Raw genomic sequence first — 18,938 nt, 5'->3', positions numbered from 1 at the left:
GGGCGACCTCCCGCCGGGGGCCAGCGCGCCCCCCGCCTTCGTGCGGGCGGCCCTGACCTGGCAGAGCCCCCGGCGCACCATCCCCGGCGGAGCGATCTCCGCGGTCCTGGCCGAGGCCGAGACCCTCGGGATCACCGGCGGCGGAGCGCTGACCGAGGCCGGCAGGATCCTTGCCCGGCGGGCGGCGGCGAGCCTCGACGAGCAGGACACCGGACTCAGTGGCGTTCCCGGCGGCCCCGGCGGTGCCAACCGCGCCGAGGAGACCGGCGGCGCCGCGCACGCCGAGCCGCTGTCGGACGACGAGACCCTTGCCGCCCTGGAGGCAGCGCTGGCCGCGGACCTGCCTGCCGCCGTCGAGACGATCCTCGTCCAGTCCGATCTCACCGCCATCGTGCCGGGCCGCCCCGCCCCCGAGCTGGCGGCGCTGCTGGAGCGCACGAGCGTCGTCGAGTCGCGCGGCGGGGCGCTCACGGTGCGCTTCACCTCTGAGTCGGTGCGCGGCGCGCTCGACGTCGGCTACCGGGCCGAGGAAATCACCCAGGAGATCAGCCGCTACAGCCCCACGCCTTTGCCGGACTCGCTGAGCGTGCTCGTCCAGGACGCCGCCCGCCACCACGGGGCGGTGCGGGTGCGGGCCGTGTCCGCACTGCTGCGGGTCGGCGACGAGGCCACGGCCGCAGGCCTCCTGGCCGAACCGCGTCTGCGGGACCTCGGCCTGGATGAGGTGGCGCCCGGGATCCTCGTGGCCACGGCGAGCGCCGGGCAGGTGCTGCGCGAGCTGCGTGCCACCGGGCTGGCTCCGGTGACCGAGGACGAGAGCGGCCACCTGGTGGTCGGGCCGGCCACCGCGCAGCAGGCCCGCCGGGCCCCCGAGCCGACGCGCCCCGGCAGCGAGCACTCGGTGCGGCGACGTCGGCCCGGAAGGCGCGAGCTGACGACCCTCGTGGGGCGGCTGCGTGTGGGGCAGGAGGCACTGCAGGCCGCCGGAGAGACGGCTGTGGCCACCGACCCGGTGCACGCCCTGGCGGTGCTGCGCCAGGCGCAGTCCTCGCGCTCGCGGCTGCGGCTGAGGCTGGCCGGCCCCGACGGCGCCGTGCAGGAGCGGCAGGTGCGGGTCATGGCCGTGGAGGCCGGGCGGGTGCGCCTGCGCGACGTGGTGCGCGAGACCGAGCTGACCGTGGCCGTCCACCGCATCGTCTCGGTCGAGGCGAGCTGACGGTTCTCTCACTTACCGACAAAATCTTCACAATCGACGCGTATCTGTGTCGATTGTGAAGATTTGGTCGAAGTGTGGGAGGGCGGGCCGGTGTGCTCAGGCCAACCCGCGCGGGCCGGGGCAGTTCCAGGTGCCTCCCCTACACTGGCCGAGTGACCGACACGATCGACTCTCACATCGACGCCTCAGGCGAGCCCGTAACCGGGACCGGCTCGGGTTCTCCGGCGGGCGCCGCCACTGGGGCGCGTACCGCCACGGCGACCATGGAGCGCCCGGCCCCGGCACCGGGCGCGGCCTCGCCCTCTCCGACGCCGGCCCCCGTGCCGCGCGCCGGCGCCCTGCCGACCCCCGCTGAGCAGGCCCAGGCCGCCAAGGACAAGACCCTTACCTCCCCGGCTGCCGTCGAGCTGGCCCGCCACGCGCTGGAGGAGGTCACCGACCCCATCACCGTCGGCGAGTACGTGGCCGCCGCGCCCGACGCCGAGCGCCTCGTCACCCACCTGTTCGACTGCACCCTGAGCGGCTACCGCGGCTGGCGCTGGGCGGTCACCCTCAGCCGCGTCCCGCGCAGCCGCACCGCCACCGTCTGCGAGGTGGAGCTCCTCCCCGGTGAGGAGGCCCTCCTCGCGCCAGCCTGGGTCCCGTGGGCCGAGCGCCTCGAACCCGGCGACATCACCCGCTCCGACCGCCTGCCCCGCAAGGAGACCGACGAGCGCCTCGAGCCCGGGTGGGAGGCCACCGGTGAGGACGCCGACGCCGTCGCTCTGGACGAGCTCGACCTGGGCCGCCCCCGGGTCCTGAGCGCCCAGGGCGTCGCCAGCGCCGCCGAGCGCTGGTACGGCGGCGACCACGGCCCCGACGCCGAGGGCGTCCGCAAGGCCCACGCCACCTGCTCCACCTGCGGCTTCTTCGTGCCCATGGCCGGCGCCCTGCGTGCCATCTTCGGCGTGTGCGCCAACGAGTGGGCCGCCGACGACGGCAGCGTCGTCTCCCTGGACCACGGCTGCGGCGCCCACTCCGAGACCGACCTGCCCGACCAGGGCCCGGAGTGGCCCATCAACCCCTCCCGGGTCAACGACCACCTCATGGTGCCGCTGAGCACCAACGGGCTCGACCTGCGCGAGGGCCGCAGCATCGCCGAGCTCGCCGCCGAGCAGGCCGACGACGTCGACGCCGAGCCGAGTGGTGCCCCCGCCGAGGACGCGGCGGACGTAGCAGGCGCCCCCGGTCAGGGAACCGATACGGAGTCGCCGACCCGGGACGCCGACGCCCCGGCCGGCGCCGCGAAGGCCACCTACTCCGACGCCGCCGCTGACGAAGCCGCCGACGCCCCGGACACTCAAGCCGAGGACGGCGCCTCCGGCACGGATGCCGCGGCGCCCGCGGCCGAGGAGCGCCCGGTGGAGGAGCCCGGAACGAAGACCGGCAAGAAGCCCGCCGCGTCTGAGCAGAGGCCCACCGCGAGGCGCTCCCGCCGCGCGGCCACCTCGACGCGCCGCCGTCGCACGGCCGACTCGCCGGAGGAAGCCTCTGAGGAACGCAGCAGCCGCCTGGTGGGGCTCGACCTGGGAGAGCTCGAGAGGGCGGCCGCCGCGGCGTCGGCCTCATCGGGCCCAGATGCGGCGAGCGTTGCCGAGTCTCTCGCGGCAACCGCGGATGGGCCCTCGCCGGCTCCCGCCGGTGGCGAGTCCAGTGACACGCCCAGCGAGCGCGCCGCCTCGGCCCGCGCTGCCGTCGCCGATTTGTCCCTGGCCCTCGGGATCGACGTGCCCCAGGACGATGCGGCCACCGAGGATGCCGAGATCACCGAGGCCGGCGCCCCCACGGAGCAGACGCCGCGGACCCTCGCCGAGCTCGAGGCCATCCTGCCCAGCCGCTCCTGAGGCCTCGTCAGCCGCAGCCCGTCATCATGCCTCAGCGAGGCGCTTGGCGGTCGCCAGCACCTCATCGAGCATCGCCTCGGTGAGCCGACCGGTGAATGTGTTCTGCTGGCTGGGGTGGTAGCTGCCGAGCAGCGTCACCGGCCTGCCGTCGGGCCTGGTCAGCTCCGCCGTCGCCCCGTGGCCGAAGCGCGGCTGGGGTCGGGGCAGGGTCCACCCGGCCTCCCGGGTGACCCGCAGCACCGCGCCCCATCCGATCCCGCCCAGCGCCAGCAGCACCTTGACCTCGGGCATGAGGGCGATCTCGCGGGCGAGCCACGGCGCGCAGGTGGCGCGCTCAACGGTCGTCGGCTTGTTGGCCGGCGGGGCGCAACGCACGGCGGCGCCCATGCGCGCCCCGATGAGTTGCTGCCCGTCACCGGCCGCCGTCGAGGTGGGGGACGCCGCCAGGCCCGCCCGGTAGAAGGCCGCCCACAGCCAGTCCCCGGAGCGGTCCCCGGTGAACATGCGGCCGGTGCGGTTCGCCCCATTGGCTGCGGGTGCCAGCCCGACGACGTAGATGCGGGCATCCGCGGACCCGACGCTTGCCACCGGTCGCCCCCAGTACGGCTCATGGGCGAAGGAGGCTCGACGGCCGGTCCTGGCCACCTCCTCACGCCAGGCCACGAGCCGGTCGCAGGCACGGCACACTGTGATCCTGGCGTCGAGTGCGGACAGTTCCGACGACGAGTCGGCCAGCCCTGCCACGTCGGTGGCCGAGCGGGCCACGGGTGTGGCGGCAGTTGCGGGATCGTCGGGCCATCCGGTCCCGGGAGGGACCGGGGAATCGAAGAACGCTCCGGTGATGGGGTGCGGATCGGCCATGTTCTCATTGTGGACGTGTGGAGAGCACCGTGGGCCGGCTTCTGTCCACCGGTGAAGGGCCGGCCCGCTCATCGCCAGGTGGCCCCGTGGGGGCCGACGGCGAGCCGCATCCCCTTGGGGTCGCGCACGAAACCGGCCTCACGCAGGAGGTCGCTCACGGCGGGTTCCAGCGAGGTGACCCCGTTGAGGGACTCCACCACCGTGCGGCGCCTGACCGCCGCGGCCCCCTGGTACGCCAACATCCGCTGCCTGTCGGCCGCTAGCGCGGCCAGGGCGCGCACCAGCTCCTCGCGCTCGGAGGTGTAGGAGATGAGGACCTTGAGGTTCTCCGAGGCGTAGAGCACCGGGGCGCCTCCCAGCACGACGACGCTCGCCCCCTGGCGCCGGACCGGTGGGTCGCCCGTCTCCTCGCCGTGGCCCCCGGCCGACTCGCCGAGGCCGGCCGGCAGCGCCGGCTCGGGCCACCGCACCCCGCGTCCGACGAGACAGGCCGGGTCCTTCAGATCGAGCACGACCGGTGTCTCCGTCGCGCCGCCGGGGCCGTGGCTGAGGGACCGCAGCCGGTCAATGCTCTCCCGCTCGGCGAACTGCGTCGGCCCCAGGTCCTCAATGAAACCGCCGCGCAGAATCACCCCGGTCTCCTCCATGCGCCGCAGCACCGGCATGAGGGGCCCGAGCCCTCCTGAAGCGCCGAAGGCCAGGGCGAGGTCGCGGCAGACGACCCCGTAGCGGTCCAGCAGCGACTCCACCTGCGCGATCGCCCGCTCCTCATCGCCGGCTGGCGCGCCAGACAGCCTCACCCAGGAGGCGGAGCCCACCACTAAGGACAGCCTCCCGGCCGCCGTCACCTCCCCGGCGCGCGGCATCTCCATCATGAGGCGACGGCCCCGGCGGCTGCGCACCCGTCGTGAGGGCGGGGCGGTGCGTGGCCCGGCCGCGGGCGCCAGTGCCCGGCGCACCGGTTCGAAGGAGCGTCCCGTGGCGGCCCCCTCACGAACCAGCCGCCAGAGCCCCTCCCCAGTGACTCCCGTCTCCCGGCCCGCCGGCGCCTCCGGCTCAGCAAGCGCGATCGCCTCCCCGGCGACCGGCGCCAGGGCGGAGTCAGTGGGGAAGAAGGCGACCTCTCCCGGCGCGGGGACGTCGTCGGCCCCGGCCCGCGCCCGGGCGGAACCGGACCGGGACGCGGCATCGCCGACGGGCCGCGCCTGCCAGACGACCTCCCCGGCGGCGATGAGCTCATCGAGCATGGCCGGCCGGTAGTCGGCCACGCGCGCGGGCAGCACCACGGACTCCCACAGGCCGGCCGGCAGCCATACGCCCTCCAGCGCCGCCAGGGCCTGCGCCAGGGTGTCGACGCCGCCGCCCGGCTCATCCAGGCCCGCCCGCTCCAGCACGAGACGCTGGAGAGCCGCGGGTGGTGCCGGCGCGATGGCGGCCCGCGCCCGGGCCAGGGAGCGGTGACGCACCCGGGCCAGGGCCGCCGGCTCCATCCACCCTGCCGCACCCAGGTCCACGAGGGAACCGGCCCTGGCCAGCTCGGCCAGGGCCCCCTCCGCCTCTGCCGCCCCCAGCCCGAAGGCCCGCGCCACGCGTTGCGGTGTCACGGTCGTGTGGGTGCGCGCGTAGCGCAGAACCAGGTCGTTCAGCGGCGAGCGGGCCGCCGCCCTCCGCTCGACCGCTCCACCTGCCCCGACCTGCTCCAGCGCCCAGTCGGGGACCTCCGCTCCCAGGGCCCGCCGTAGAGCCGGGACGTCCTCGACCCGGGCCCACAGCTCCCGCCCGCCGACCCGCACCGTGGTGGCTCGACGAGCCCCGGCCAGCTCGGCGAGCGCCCGCTCGACAGTGTGTTCGGTCTCCCGCTCGACCGCCTGCCTGACTGAGTGCTCGACCGCGCGCTCGACGTCGCCGCCGGTACCGTCCGCGCCGTCGACCCGTGCGTCCTCCCCCGGATCCCGCTGGTCGACGTCGGTGCACCGCTCAGCCAGCTCGGCCGCGCTCAACGGGCCCAGCTCACGCAGCAGATCGGCGATCTGCTCGGCGTCGGCGCGCACCTGCCGGCCGGGGGCCAGGTGCTGGAGCTCGGCCTCCACCTGAGCCAGGACCTCGTCGTCGAGCAGCTCCGCGACGCCACCGTCGCCCAGCAGGACGCCCAGCGCCTTGGGGTCCAGGGAGAGCAGCTGGGCCCGGCGCTCGGCGTGGGGCAGGTCCTCCTGGTAGATCAGGGTGCTCGCGTACCCGAACAGCAGCGGGTGGGCGAAGGGCGACGGCTCACTGGTGACGGCCTCGACGACGCGCACCCGGCCGGAAGCGAGACGCTCCATGAGGTCGGTGAGTGCGGGCAGGTCGTAGTACTGCTGGAGGCACTCGCGCGCCGCCTCCACGCTGACCGGGAAGTCCTGGAACTGGCGGGAGGCCTCGAGCAGCTGGCCGGCCTTGACCCGCTGCAGCCACAACGGCGTGCGGCGCCCTGGGCGGGCGGCGGGCATGAGCAGGGCGCGGGCGGCGCACTCGCGGAACCGGGCCGCGAACAGTGCCGTCGTCTCGATCCGGCTGCGCACCAGGGAGGAGATCTCCGCGGCGTCGAAGGTGATGAGCCCGGCCCCCGGGAGGCCGCCCTCAACCGGTGGGATCTGCAGGACAATGCCGTCGTCGGCCACGATGGTCTGCGGGCGCACCCCCAGCAGCTGGTACACCCGCTCCCGGATCGCCATCGCCCAGGGCTCGTGGACGCGCCGACCCAGTGTGCTGTGGACGATGACCCGCCAGCTTCCGGACTCATCCTCATAGCGCTCCAGGACCAGGGTCTCATCCGTCGGCAGGGCGCCGGTGGCCCGGTACTGCTCGCGCAGCAGTGCCAGCAGGTTGGCGCGGGCATGATCATCCAGTCCCGCCTCTGTGAGCCGGTGCCGCAGCGCCCGCTCGCCCTCCGACTCCCCGGCGCCCGCCTGCGCTGGCAAGGAGGCCTGAGCCTCACGCAGGAAGACGCCCTTGGCGAGCCCGGTGGCCGCGGGTCTTCCCAACCCCTCGCCCTTCCAGAACGGCAGGCGGGCGCTGCGCCCCTCAGCCGGGTCGACGACGACGCGGTCCCCCGTGATCTGGCGGATCCGCCAGCTCGACGTCCCCAGCGTGATGACGTCGCCCGGGCTGGACTCGTGCACCATCTCCTCATCGAGTTCCCCGACCCGCCGCCGCCCGGCGTCCTGCGCCCCCTCGGGCAGGACGACGGGGAACATGCCCCGGTCCGGGATCGTGCCCGAGGACGCCACTGCCAGCCGCTGCGTGCTGGGCCGGGCGCTGAGCTCACCGGTGGCGCGGTCCCACACGATCCGCGGCGAGAAGTCCGCCAGGTCCGCCGAGGCGAAGCCGCCGGCCAACAGCTCCAGGACCGAGTCGAAGGCCGAGCGCGGCAGCGAGGAGTAGGGGGCCGACCGCGTGACAGTGGAGAACCATGCGTCGGCCGTCAGCCCCTCCGCCACACTCACCGCTGCGACCGTCTGCTGGGCCAGCACGTCCAGGGCGTTGGAGGCCAGCTCGGTGCGCTCGATCGCCCCGGCGCGCATCCCCTCGGCGGCGACGGCGGCGTCCACCAGGTGAGTGCGCTCCACGGGATAGATGACGCCGCGCGGCCGCCCGCCCACCCGGTGCTCGGCGCGCCCCACCCGCTGCAGGCCCGCCGCGACCGACGGCGGCGGCGCCACCTGGAGCACGAGGTCGACCGAGCCGATGTCGATGCCGAGCTCGAGCGAGGCCGTGGCCACCACGCACCTCAGCTCCCCCGCGGCCAGCTCCCGCTCCACGCCCAGACGCTGCTCCTTGGAGACTGACCCGTGGTGGGCCTTGGCGATCACCGGGGCGCCCGCCGCCAGGGCCTCGGTGTGCGAACCGGTTCCCATCTCCCAGGACTCCCGGTGAACCGGCGCCTGCGGCGTCGGCGCCGCCGCCCCGAGACGCGCGGCGTAGGCCTCGTTGAGGTGCGCGGTGAGTCGCTCGCAGGCGCCCCGGGAGTTGACGAAGACCAGCGTCGTGCGATGGGTCAGGACCTGGTCGAGGATCGCGTTCTCAAGATGCGGCCAGATCGAGGCCGACACCCGGGCGGGCACCCCTGCACCGGGCCCGTCAGCCCGCCCCGCCGCCATGGCCCGGCTCAGCGCCTTATCGGAGCGCCAGGCCTGCGAGAACCCCGCCCGCCCGAGCCCGGAGGGCTGGGCGCCGCAGCCGCCGCCCGCGCTCGCGGGTGCTGCCAGCGCCCGCTCCATCCGGGTGCGCCGGTCCGAGATCGCCGGGATACGGGCCATGTTCTCCACCGGTACGGCCACCGTGACCTCCGGCGTCGCCCGGCCGTCGTCGGCAATGATCGTCACCGGGTGCGGCCCGCCGAGGAAGCGGGCGACCTCCTGTGGGGGTGAGACGGTGGCGGACAGGCCGATGCGCTGCGCCGGGCGCTCCAGGAGGTCATCGAGTCGCTCCAGGGACACGGCCAGGTGCGTGCCGCGCTTGGAACCGGCGAAGGAGTGGATCTCGTCGACGATGACCGTCTCCACCGTCCGCAGCGTCTCCCGCACGGCGCTGGTGAGCATGAGGTAGAGCGACTCCGGCGTCGTGATGAGGATGCTGGGCGGGTAGCTGCGCAGCCGACGACGCTCCCGCGCGGGCGTGTCCCCCGAGCGCACCCCCACCGAGATCGGGCGGGTGGGGCCGACGGCGGCGATCCCCGCCAGCGGCCGGCGCAGGTTGCGCTCCACGTCCGCTCCCAGAGCCTTGAGCGGAGAGATGTAGAGGACCCGCACGCCGTCGGTTGGTTCCGGGCGCTCGCGGGCCTCCTCACCGGCGTCGAGCCGACCCAGGCGGTCAATGGCGGACAGGAAGGACGCGAGCGTCTTGCCCGAACCGGTGGGGGCGATGACCAGGGCGTTCTCACCCCGGCCGATCGCGGCCCAGGCCCGCTCCTGCACGGTGGTGGGCCCGGTGGGGAAGGCGCCGAGGAACCAGGTGCGGGTGGTCGAGGAGAATCCCGCCCAGCCCGGTCTGTGCGCACTGGCCGTCGCGGCGTCGTTGCTGCTCGATGTTGTGCCCGCAGCCATGCTCGATCACCCCCGTTCGCCTTGTGGCTTCAGTGACCATCCTTCCACGAGGGTGTGACAGCAATCCGCGCGTCTTCATCGCGCTGACCGGCTCGCTGCGCGGAGCTGACAAGGCCTGCGGCAGCGGTGGGAGAGCAGCCCCGTCTCCGTTCACCCACCGCCACCGCAGGGGACTGGGTCAGGACTCCTCGGTGGGGGAGCCTTCGGAGTCGGGCTCGCCGACCCGGGCGTCGGAGTCGTGAGAGGCTCCGGCGTTACCGGCCGTGAGGGGCGCCGAGGCCTCGTCCGCCCCCTGGTCCTTCTTGCCCCGCTTGATGACGGCGAAGGACGCGCCCAACGCGGCCAGTAGCACGATCCCTCCACCAACCAGCCACAGCGGGTTGAGGTCATGGGACTCCTTGGCCTTGGCCTGGGAGCCCGAGTCGCCGTCGTCGGCGGAGATCGTCTTCATGATCCAGTCGTACTGCTCGGCCAGGGGAGCGCATGTGAAGTGGCTGGAGGACGTGGCTTCGGGATTGCTCTCGTCAATGCTCGCAGTAAGGACCGCCGCCACCTTGTCCCCGGTGAACACCGGGCCGCCGGAGTCCCCCGGCTGGGTCTTGGCGCCGTTGCGGAGGTCGACGCTCAGGGACTGCTTGCCCTCGAAGAGGGTGAAGTCCGCGGTGCCCGTGATGCTTCCGGTCGCCTTGGGCAGCGTCTTGGTGCCGCCTGAGCCGTCGGAGGACCAGCCGTAGACCGTTACCTCACCGGAGGAGGGGACCGTGTCAGCGATCTTGGGGTAGCTGGCGAGCTTCATGTCCTCCGTGGTGTGCATCAGCGCGATGTCGCCGGCGGGGGCCTTCTCCCACCGGTCGACGTTGACGACGCGCTGCTTGTCGCCCTGGCCGATGCGCACGGAGGACCCGGAGGCCTTGGGGGAGTTCTCGACGCAGTGCCGGGCGGTCACCACCCACCGTGGGGCGATCGCGGTGCCGGTGCAGTTGCCGTTGGGATCGCCCTCGCTGCCGATCTTCTCGGAGACGACGGCGGAACTGGTGGCGTCGTCGGCCCCGGCCGTGTCGGGACTCATGAGTGCGTGCGCCGCGCCTGCTGGAAGGAGCGCGAGGGCGGTGACGGCGAGCAGGCCGTGGGCGCGCACGAGCGAGCGGGGGAGGTGAAGACGGTGCGGAAGCGGCTGGGGGTCCGGGATCGTGGCGGTGGGTGACATGGTGTTCTCCTCTGACCTGAGCGGCGGTGCGGTGTGTGGGATGGAGGTGTTCTTGCGGGTTCCGGTGTGAGTTTGGGGCGGTGGTGGTTCAGGTGGGTTCGGGAATCGTCCGACCGGGACGGTTCTGGTCGGTGGCGGTTCGGACGAGCCGTCGCAGTGCCCACTCCAGGGGGCCGTGGTCGAACCTCAGGCGGATGATCGTGGCCAGCGCCAGGGTGAACAGGATCGTGGCGGTTCCCAGGACCGGCATGCGCAGTGGGGCGTCGTCGGAGAGGAAGGGACCGGCGCTCAGGACGTGACAGACGTAGACGGTCAGGGACATTGAGCCCATGGCCTGGAGCGGCAGGACCAGCCGGCCCGCCCAGCCGGTGCGAGTCCCTCTGTGGGCCAGGAGGCACAGGGAGACGATGGCCAGGGCTCCGCCCGCCGTCGTGACGAGGTCGATCAGCGCTCCGGAGTGGGTGACCGGATCGATGAGCATCATGGGGATGATGACGCTCAGCTTGTCGGAGGAGACCGCGGCGACGACGTCGATGGTGTTGCGTGCCACGGCCCCGGCGACGGCGAGGGGCAGGCCGACGGCGACCGTGAGGGCCTGGGCCCGGGCGCTGCCCACAATGAAACGGTGGGCGAGTACCCCGATGAGCATGTAGCTCGCCCAGGCGAAGGCCGGGTAGGCCCCGGCCAGTGCCTGTGAGGGCACCCCGACGGTGGCGTCGAGGACGTGGCAGACCGCGGAGAGGATGATCGTCCACGCGAGGACGACCATGAGCGTGCGAGTGTGCCAGCGCGGTACGCAGGCCAGGGCGATGTAGCAGATGCCGAAGGCCGTGAGCACCACGTTGATAGTGCCGGCGAAAGGCGTGATCATCTCGCCCAGAACAATGAGAATGACGCCGCGGACGATGATCCCGTGACGTGATGCCGCCAGCGCCGCCCCTCCCTCACGGACCCCGCGCGATCCCATGATGGACAGCGATATGCCGGCCAGCACGGCGAACAGGGCCGAGGAGAACCCGCGAACGATCTCTGCCGGCCACCCCTCAGGCTCCATGAGGTGGGCCACCACCATGCCGATCAGTGCCAGGGCGCGGGCGATATCGAGCCCGATGATGCGCCGGCGAGGCGGGGAGGGCGTCGTCGACGGCGCTGCCGGTGAGGTACCCGACGGCCTGCGGGGCGCAGCCTCCTCGGGCGGCGTGTTCGACGTCGTCGGACAGCCTGTCGGTGGTTCGAATGAGCCGGTTACGTGCACGGAACAGGACCCTAGGGGCGCTGCTGTTGTGACGGTGTAAATAGTTCTGCCGGCTTCGATGACGCGTCGTGTTGTCGTGAGGCAACCGTCGGGTTTCGCTCAGCGCGTGATGATCTGGAAGAATGCCGCCGTGAGCACACGTACCCCGACGAAGTCCTCATCTTCGTCCTCGCCCAGTCAGGTCTCCCGACTGGATCGGTTCTTCCACATCACTGAACGCGGTTCGAGCATCTCCCGAGAGATCCGTGGCGGCATCGTCACCTTCTTCTCGATGAGCTACATCCTCGTCCTCAACCCCGCGATCCTGTCCAAGGCGAGCCCTCCAGGAACCGAGGCCCAGCTCGCCGCCGGTACCGCCTTCGTCGCCGCAGTCATGACGATCCTCATGGGCGTTGTCGCCAACTACCCGATGGCCCTGGCCGCGGGCCTGGGGATCAACGCGATGGTCGCCTACACCCTCGTGGGTACCCAGGGCATGACCTACGCCGACGCCATGGGCCTCGTCGTCATCGAGGGCGTCATCATCCTCGCCCTGGTGCTCACCGGCTTCCGGGAGGCCGTCTTCAAGGCCGTCCCGGACCAGCTCAAGACCGCGATCTCAGTGGGCATCGGCCTGTTCATCGCGCTCATCGGCCTGGTGGACGCCAAGATGGTGCGCCGCGGCGGCACCCCCCTGGAACTGGGCCTGGGCGGCTCCCTCCAGGGCTGGCCGGTCCTCGTCTTCCTCTTCGGGCTCTTCCTCATGGTGGTGCTCCACGTGCGCAAGGTCCGCGGCGCCATCCTCATCGGAATCGCCTCGGCCACGGTCCTGGCCATTGTCATTGACGCCTTTGCCCACCTGGGCCCCTTCAACGACGACCCGGAGAAGGGCACCCTCAATCTCACCGGCTGGTCCCTGTCAGAGCCGCACCTGGACGGCTTCCCGGTGGACCTGCCGAGCCTGTCCACGCTGGGCCACTTCAGCCTGCTGGGCAGCCTCCACAAGGTCGGGATCGTCTCGGTGATCCTCCTGGTTTTCTCCCTGCTGCTGGCCGACTTCTTCGACACGATGGGCACCATGGTCGCCATCGGCGCCGAGGGCGACCTGCTCGACGAGCACGGCAACCCGCCCAAGACGCGCGAGATCCTCGTCGTCGACTCCCTGGCTGCCATTGCTGGTGGTGTCGGGGGCGTCTCCTCCAACACCTCCTACGTGGAGTCCGCCGCGGGCGTGGGGGAGGGGGCTCGCACGGGCCTGGCCTCCGTGGTCACCGGCTTTATGTTCGCCCTGTCCATGTTCTTCGCGCCGCTGGTCAAGATGGTCCCCTACGAGGCGGCCACCCCGGCGCTCGTGGTGGTCGGTTTCCTCATGATGATGCAGGTGACCGACATCGACTGGAAGTCCCCGGAGATCGCCCTGCCGGCCTTCCTGACCATCATCATGATGCCCTTCTCCTACTCGATCACCAACGGGATCGGGGCTGGCTTCGTGTCCTACCTGGTCGTCGAGGTGGCTCAGGGGAGGGCGCGGAAGATCCACCCGCTCATGTGGGTGGCCTGCGCGATGTTCGTCGTCTACTTCACCCTCGCCCCGATCAAGGCAATCCTCGGCGTCTCCTGACGAGGTCGGTGGCCTCCGGCGGAAGCGCCGGAGGCCACCCTTCATTGGGAGCTGACGGTGTGGACACTCCGGCGCCTGTGGGCGGCATTCCGCGCCTCTTAGCCTCGCTAACCTCGCGCCTTGCGTTCGTAGGGTAGGTCGCGCGTTCGTACCCTGAACCCCCGAACGCGCGGCATAAGGTACGAACGCGACGCCGGCCTACGCGGCCGACTTCGCCGCCAAGGCACCGCAGAGTCGATCAGTTCCACGGCTTGGTGTCCACAGCGCTGACATGAACGATCCCACCGTCGACGCACCCGGAGAGAATCGTTGGAATCCTGCGGTTCTTCCTCGACGTGCAGCGCCGATGCAGGGTTGATGCCAGCGCTGTGGACACCGACACCCCGTCACACCACACTCGTCAACCCACTCCCCACGTCTTCACAGCTTCAGGACATGACTCGCACGACCTCACCGCGCCGCCCCGGCGGAGGCATCTTCGCCTCCTTGAGATTCCACAACTACCGGATCTGGTTCCTGTCCGCCCTCGTGGCCAACACCGGGACCTGGATGCAGCGCGTGGCGCAGGACTGGCTGGTGCTGCGCGTCCTCACCGACGACTCCGCCTCCGCCACCGGCCTGACCACGGCCCTGCAGTTCCTCCCCATGCTGCTGCTGTCCGCCCACGCCGGCCTCGTCGCCGACCGGGTCGACCAGCGCAAGTTCCTCATCCTCACTCAGAGCGCCATGGGCCTGGTCTCCGCGATCCTCGCCCTCGACGTCCTGGCCGGCACCGCCCGCCTGTGGCACGTCTACCTGGCCGCCTTCCTCACGGGTGTCGCCGCCGCCTACGACGCCCCCGCCCGCCAGACCTTCGTGGCCCGGATGGTGCCCGCCGAGCACCTGTCCAACGCCGTGGGCCTCAACTCGGCCTCCTTTAACGCCGCCCGCCTTCTGGGGCCGGCCCTCGCCGGCGTCGTCATCGCCTGGGTCGGTGCTGGCTGGGTCTTCGCCGTTAACGCCGCCACCTTCGTCTTCCCGGCCGTGGCACTGGTCGCCATGCGCGTGAACGAGCTTGTGGACATGCCCCGCGTCCACCGCGCTGCCGGCCAGCTCCGCGAGGGCCTGACCTACCTGCGCGGCCGCACGGACCTCGTCGTCATCATCGCCGTGGTCGCCGTCGTCTCCATGCTCACCCTCAACTTCCAGGTCACCATGGCTGCGATGGTGCGCACCGTCTTCCACCTGGAGTCCGACGCCTACGGCACCGTCTCCTCAGTCTTCGCCGTCGGGTCCCTCTCCGGGGCACTGTGGGCGGCCAGGCGCCGCAACCCCCGCCCCCGCACGGTCGTGCTGGCGGCCCTCGCCCTGGGGGTGTTCACCCTCCTGCTGGCCGTCATGCCCACCTACCCGACCTTCATGGTCATGACGATCCCGGTGGGCCTGTGCGTCCTGACCCTCCTGACCAGCGCCAACCAGACCGTGCAGATGACCACCGAGCCGTCCATGCGCGGGCGGGTCCTGAGCATCTACATGATGTTCTTCCTGGGGTCGACGCCGGTCGGCGCCCCGCTCATCGGCTGGGTGGCCGACGCCTGGGGGCCGCGCATCGCGATCGCGGTCGGCGGCCTGAGCGCTGTCCTCACCGCGCTGGTGGCCGCCGCCTGGAGCTACAGGCACTGGAACCTGTCCCTGCACTACTCCTCCACTCGCCCTTACCTCAGGGCTGCGCCGAAGCCAGAGAAGCCGCCGCAGACCCCGCAGCAGACCCGTGCCGACGACGCCGACTAGCGCCGACTGACACCCGCCGGAACCCACCGGAAGCCGGTTCATGCCGCCCGGCCACCGCTGACCGGGCCGCACGGGTCACCGAACGAGTAATACGTACGCTACCCGTGGCGCATCTCCCAGACACTGGGGAGTCCTCCCCAGCCGGGGATTGGCGCGCTTTCTGGCGGTACTGGCCCACATCACAGGATGCCGCATATCCTGTCGAGGAACGCGGTTCGGTGAGCGAGCCCCTCCGAAGGCATCGAATGGCCGCGGTAACCCACCTCAAGCAGGAGCCCACCCCCATGACCGAGCTGATCGACACCACCGAGATGTACCTCAAGACCGTCTATGAGCTTGAGGAGGACGGCGTCCCGCCGCTGCGTGCCCGCATCGTCGAGCGTCTCGACCACTCGGGCCCCACGGTCTCCCAGACGGTGGCGCGCATGGAGCGTGACGGCCTCATCAAGGTCGCCGAGGACCGCTCCCTCGAGCTCACCGATGAGGGACGCAGGCGCGCCACCGACGTGATCCGCAAGCACCGGCTCACTGAAAGACTGCTGCTGGACGTCATCGGCATCGAGCGCCGATTCGTCCACGAGGAGGCCTGTCGTTGGGAGCACGTCATGAGCGAGCAGGTCGAGGAGCGCCTCGCCGTCATTCTCGACGACGTCTCCACCGACCCCTTCGGCAACCCCGTCCCGCCACGGACCGCGGAGCACCCGAGGCCGTCCGCCGATGAGGTCAGCGTGGACCACGTCGCCGGACGCGATACCACCACGGCCGTCATCAGTCGCATCGGGGAGCCGATCCAGGCCGACGTGGAGATCCTCGCCAGCCTCGAGGACGCCCAGATCGTCGCCGGAGCCGAGGTGGAGCTGCGCGTCAGCGCCGGCGGGGTGAGGCTCGTGGGGCCCTCCGGTGACCCCGTGGTCCTGGCCGACGACGTCGCCCGTCACCTCTTCGTACAGCGCTGAGCGACGGCGCTCGGCCTGTCTGTCAGGACTCTCAAGGGAGCCTGAAAATACCCTGTGCAGGCAGGGGGTTTGAGGGGTGTTTTCTGTCTCAGTAAGTGAGATTCGGGAGACTGTCTCATTGTCCGAGTGACGGCCCACCGGACGTCCTCGCTGTGGGGTCCCATAAACGCTGGGACGCAGGGCCTATGTCGGGATCCCGTCGAGGCGGATGCAATTTTTCCGCGGAATATCGCGCATTTCCTGTTTCTCCTGCGAGTGCGCCGATGGACTGAGGTCCCTGGGTCAATATGGATAAAAGCGAGAAGCGCTTCATAGTGCTTCGGCTCACAACAGTGTGTGACACCTAGCCGTGACGAAGCGTGGGTCTGTCATGTAGCGTTCAGGTCGTTGCCGCAGACAACCGTCTCGGTGACGTCTCGGATCGGGGCTTAGTCCTGCCACTCGATCTGAGGCACGTGGAACCAACAACTCAAGTGGCAGGAACGGGGGAACCAACTACCGGTCGCCCAGGCGAACAGCCGAAGCGGCCTTGGGGTGAAGCCCGCATCTGCGGGCCGGACGTCTCCAGTCCGAACCCGACAGCTCACCTCGTCGGCTCAACAGGAGAAAGCATTCATGTCCTCACGCACCACCGCACGTCACCGCAAAGCCACCCGCGCCCTTACCCCACTGGATGACTTTGCTCCCACCGCACGCCGCGGTCTGGCTGTCGCCGCTTCGTCCGGCCTCGCCCTGACCATGATCGCTTCGGGAGCCAACGCCGCCGGCCACACCGAGGTCACCTCCTCTGGCACCATCGAGGCTTCCGGCGTGACCCCCGGGGTTGGCATCTTCGCCGCCAACGCCCGCGAGGCCCTGGCTGCCCGTCAGCAGATCACCATCTCCCAGGCGAACTGGGTCACCGAGGCCGCCCCGGAGGTGGAGGCCGTCGCCCCTACCCCTGCGGCTCCTCAGACGCCCGCCGCCCCTGAGACTTCCGCTGCTCAGTCCGAGCAGAACTCCTCCGAGGCCGCCGCCCCGGCTGCTGCGGACCAGGGCACTGACTCCGCTTCCGCCGACACGCAGGCCACCCCGGCCTCCGCGCCGACCGGCACCGCCAACTCCTCTGTCGTGGCCATCGCCATGCAGTACGTGGGCTCCCCCTACGTGTGGGGCGCCTCCGGCCCGAACGCCTTCGACTGCTCCGGCTTCACGCAGTACGTGTACTCCCAGGTCGGCATCAACCTGCCCCGCACCTCCGGCGAGCAGGCCGCGTCCGGCACCCCGGTGTCCGCTGCTGAGGCTCAGCCCGGCGACCTCGTCACCTGGCCCGGCCACGTCGGCATCTACGCCGGTGACGGCAAGGTGGTCGAGGCCGGCAACGAGTCCACCGGTGTGGTCTACCGCGAGATCTGGGGCTCCCCGAGCTTCGTCCGCGTTGGCTGATCCCAGACGCTGAAGTCTTCACCGTGAGGGGTGGGTGCCATCTGGCGCCCACCCCTCACGGCGTGTCAGGCCGGCCATCGGGGCGCCTCCGGGGAGCAAAATGAGGACAACCGTCTCATGTGGTGGTCCCCACACCCCTTTTCAGGGCAGAATGTTCCTTGGGTCGCAGACCGTTATCTCGAGAAAGGGCAGATCTCATGACTGATGACAACGTCGTCCTCGTTGGAGTCGATGGTTCACCGGAGTCCCTGGCGGCAGTGGACTGGGCCGTGGCGCGCGCCGAGTGCCAGGGCTGGCGCGTCCACATCCTGTGCGCCTACTCCCTGCCCTCCTTCACCACCGCCTCCCTCGACGGCGGCTACGCGGCACTCGACGACTCGGCCATCAGGTCCGGCGCCCAGGCTGTCATTGATGAGGCAGTCGAGCGTGTCAAGAAGTCCGGTGTCGCCGTCACCTCCTCCCTGGAGACCGGGGACCCGGCCGGGGTTCTCGTCGACCTCTCCGAGGAGGCGACGCTGGCCGTCGTCGGCACTCGGGGAGGCGGCGGCTTCGCCGACCGGCTCCTGGGAACCGTCTCCTCGGCCCTGCCCGCGCACAGCCACTGCCCGGCCGTCGTCGTGCCCCGTCACAACGAGGGTGCCGACTACACGCCGGTGCGCCGCATCGTCGTCGGGGTCGACGGCTCCTCCTCGGCCCGCCGGGCCCTCAAGTGGGCCGTGACCGAGGCGGAGGCGTGGGGCGCCGAGCTCACCGCCATCGCCGCCGTGCCGATGGCCTCCGGGGCCGGGGCGCTGGCCTGGCTGCCGGCCGCCGTCGACCGTGAGCAGGTCCTGGCTGATGTCCGCTCCGGACTTGACCGCGCCATCAACGAGGCCCTCGAGGGCCACGAGGGCGTCACGGTGCGCCGCCACGCCCTGGACGGCAACCCGGCCGAGCTCCTGGCAGAGTTCTCCACCGCCGTGGACCTCATCGTGGTTGGCTCGCGTGGACGCGGGGGCTTCTCCGGACTCCTGCTGGGCTCCACCAGCCAGGCCGTCCTGTCTCACGCCTCCTGCCCCGTGCTGGTCGCCCCCACGCACCAGGCCAAGGGGGAGCGGCGCACCTCGCGCACCTCCACCCCGTGGGGCCGGGCCTGAGGTCCCGCCCGCCGCGGCGAGCCCACCTTCGCTCGTCGCGGCGCCGCCCCGTGACCCGAGTGGTCATGGGCGGGTCGATCCGCTGGTAGTCTTCCCCCAGGCCCTCGTAGCTCAGGGGATAGAGCACCGCTCTCCTAAAGCGGGTGTCGTTGGTTCGAATCCAATCGAGGGCACTGACACCACCGGGTTCGCTTGGCGAACCTCGTTGTCGGGCAGACTCGATCAGCTCCTCCCGGTGTCCCGGCGCGTCGATCGCAGGCGCACCGCGCACCGGCCGATGCCGGTCGGGAGATACCGGTGCTGGCGGGCGCTGGCCAGCACCGGCCCATGGGGCGTGCCACGCCGCGGTGCGTCTCCACGCCCAAGGGTCGATCGGCCTATATCTTGAGCGTATGACGCCTTCGTTCTTCTCCTTCGGCCGCAAACGGCGCGATGCTGCCCTGCGGGAGGATGAACGCAAGGGTGCCCGATCCTCGGCCGGCTCGGATCAAACCGCGAGTCGACGGCGTTTCGCCGCGGACCTGGGGGCCCTGGCCGCGGCGCCGCGC

Annotated in this window: 11 protein-coding genes, 1 tRNA gene and 1 riboswitch; of the genes, 8 read left to right on the top strand and 4 right to left on the bottom strand. The window is 71.5% G+C overall.

The features are described 5' to 3' along the window. Together RIV14_RS12365 and RIV14_RS12360 are read left to right on the top strand one after the other, a co-directional pair. A partial coding sequence (locus RIV14_RS12365) for a helicase-associated domain-containing protein (RefSeq protein WP_309325205.1) occupies positions 1 to 1,216 on the top strand: 1,216 nt, incomplete at its 5' end. Positions 1,217 to 1,368: 152 nt separating this feature from the next. Next, the gene (locus RIV14_RS12360) at positions 1,369 to 3,099 is read left to right on the top strand and encodes a DUF3027 domain-containing protein (RefSeq protein WP_075372014.1); all 1,731 of its coding nucleotides are present in this window, start codon (positions 1,369 to 1,371) and stop codon (positions 3,097 to 3,099) included. Between the two features lie 24 nt (positions 3,100 to 3,123). Here RIV14_RS12360 and RIV14_RS12355 read toward each other — a convergent pair whose 3' ends face one another. The 4 genes from RIV14_RS12355 to RIV14_RS12340 form a co-directional block, all read right to left on the bottom strand. Then, complete coding sequence (locus RIV14_RS12355; protein WP_075372013.1) at positions 3,124 to 3,960, bottom strand: uracil-DNA glycosylase; 837 nt, start codon at positions 3,958 to 3,960, stop codon at positions 3,124 to 3,126. A gap of 68 nt (positions 3,961 to 4,028) precedes the next feature. Continuing rightward, positions 4,029 to 9,041: a DEAD/DEAH box helicase gene (locus RIV14_RS12350; protein ID WP_075372012.1), complete on the bottom strand. Its 5,013-nt coding sequence runs from the start codon at positions 9,039 to 9,041 to the stop codon at positions 4,029 to 4,031. Positions 9,042 to 9,219: 178 nt separating this feature from the next. After that, the gene (locus RIV14_RS12345; protein WP_075372011.1) at positions 9,220 to 10,248 is read right to left on the bottom strand and encodes a trypsin-like serine protease; all 1,029 of its coding nucleotides are present in this window, start codon (positions 10,246 to 10,248) and stop codon (positions 9,220 to 9,222) included. Positions 10,249 to 10,336: 88 nt separating this feature from the next. After that, entirely contained in the window at positions 10,337 to 11,503 is a 1,167-nt protein-coding gene (locus RIV14_RS12340) for a DUF418 domain-containing protein (protein ID WP_143224187.1), read from the bottom strand. A gap of 109 nt (positions 11,504 to 11,612) precedes the next feature. On the opposite strand from RIV14_RS12340, the gene RIV14_RS12335 reads away from it, so the two are divergent. The 6 genes from RIV14_RS12335 (at position 11,613) to RIV14_RS12310 (ending at position 18,563) form a co-directional block, all read left to right on the top strand. After that, positions 11,613 to 13,103, top strand: a complete 1,491-nt coding sequence (locus RIV14_RS12335; protein WP_178387844.1) for an NCS2 family permease — start codon at positions 11,613 to 11,615, stop codon at positions 13,101 to 13,103. Positions 13,104 to 13,538: 435 nt separating this feature from the next. After that, a complete protein-coding gene (locus RIV14_RS12330) occupies positions 13,539 to 14,873 on the top strand; it encodes an MFS transporter (RefSeq protein ID WP_075372008.1) in 1,335 nt (444 codons plus the stop codon). 284 nt (positions 14,874 to 15,157) lie between these two features. After that, the gene (locus RIV14_RS12325) at positions 15,158 to 15,829 is read left to right on the top strand and encodes a metal-dependent transcriptional regulator (protein ID WP_075372007.1); all 672 of its coding nucleotides are present in this window, start codon (positions 15,158 to 15,160) and stop codon (positions 15,827 to 15,829) included. 456 nt (positions 15,830 to 16,285) lie between these two features. Next, a riboswitch (cyclic di-AMP (ydaO/yuaA leader) is annotated at positions 16,286 to 16,441 on the top strand. A 3-nt stretch (positions 16,442 to 16,444) separates the two neighbouring features. Next, entirely contained in the window at positions 16,445 to 17,254 is an 810-nt protein-coding gene (locus RIV14_RS12320; protein WP_075372006.1) for a C40 family peptidase, read from the top strand. A gap of 197 nt (positions 17,255 to 17,451) precedes the next feature. After that, a complete protein-coding gene (locus RIV14_RS12315) occupies positions 17,452 to 18,390 on the top strand; it encodes a universal stress protein (protein ID WP_070658491.1) in 939 nt (312 codons plus the stop codon). A 100-nt stretch (positions 18,391 to 18,490) separates the two neighbouring features. Further along, positions 18,491 to 18,563, top strand: a tRNA-Arg gene (locus tag RIV14_RS12310). The last annotated feature ends 375 nt before the right edge of the window (positions 18,564 to 18,938 follow it).

Source organism: Actinomyces acetigenes (genome assembly GCF_031296635.1).
Classification (GTDB): Bacteria; Actinomycetota; Actinomycetes; order Actinomycetales; family Actinomycetaceae; genus Actinomyces; species Actinomyces acetigenes.
The sequence above is the reverse complement of the archived record's forward strand: the minus strand, read 5'-3'. Positions and strand labels throughout refer to the sequence as shown.

What these genes read in the sequence shown, in the direction of transcription:
- RIV14_RS12355 (WP_075372013.1), bottom strand. Translation starts at nt 3,960, where the DNA reads ATGGCCGATCCGCACCCCATCACCGGAGCGTTCTTCGATTCCCCGGTC.
- RIV14_RS12350 (WP_075372012.1), bottom strand. Translation starts at nt 9,041, where the DNA reads ATGGCTGCGGGCACAACATCGAGCAGCAACGACGCCGCGACGGCCAGT.
- RIV14_RS12345 (WP_075372011.1), bottom strand. Translation starts at nt 10,248, where the DNA reads ATGTCACCCACCGCCACGATCCCGGACCCCCAGCCGCTTCCGCACCGT.
- RIV14_RS12335 (WP_178387844.1), top strand. Translation starts at nt 11,613, where the DNA reads ATGATCTGGAAGAATGCCGCCGTGAGCACACGTACCCCGACGAAGTCC.
- RIV14_RS12330 (WP_075372008.1), top strand. Translation starts at nt 13,539, where the DNA reads ATGACTCGCACGACCTCACCGCGCCGCCCCGGCGGAGGCATCTTCGCC.
- RIV14_RS12325 (WP_075372007.1), top strand. Translation starts at nt 15,158, where the DNA reads ATGACCGAGCTGATCGACACCACCGAGATGTACCTCAAGACCGTCTAT.
- RIV14_RS12320 (WP_075372006.1), top strand. Translation starts at nt 16,445, where the DNA reads ATGTCCTCACGCACCACCGCACGTCACCGCAAAGCCACCCGCGCCCTT.
- RIV14_RS12315 (WP_070658491.1), top strand. Translation starts at nt 17,452, where the DNA reads ATGACTGATGACAACGTCGTCCTCGTTGGAGTCGATGGTTCACCGGAG.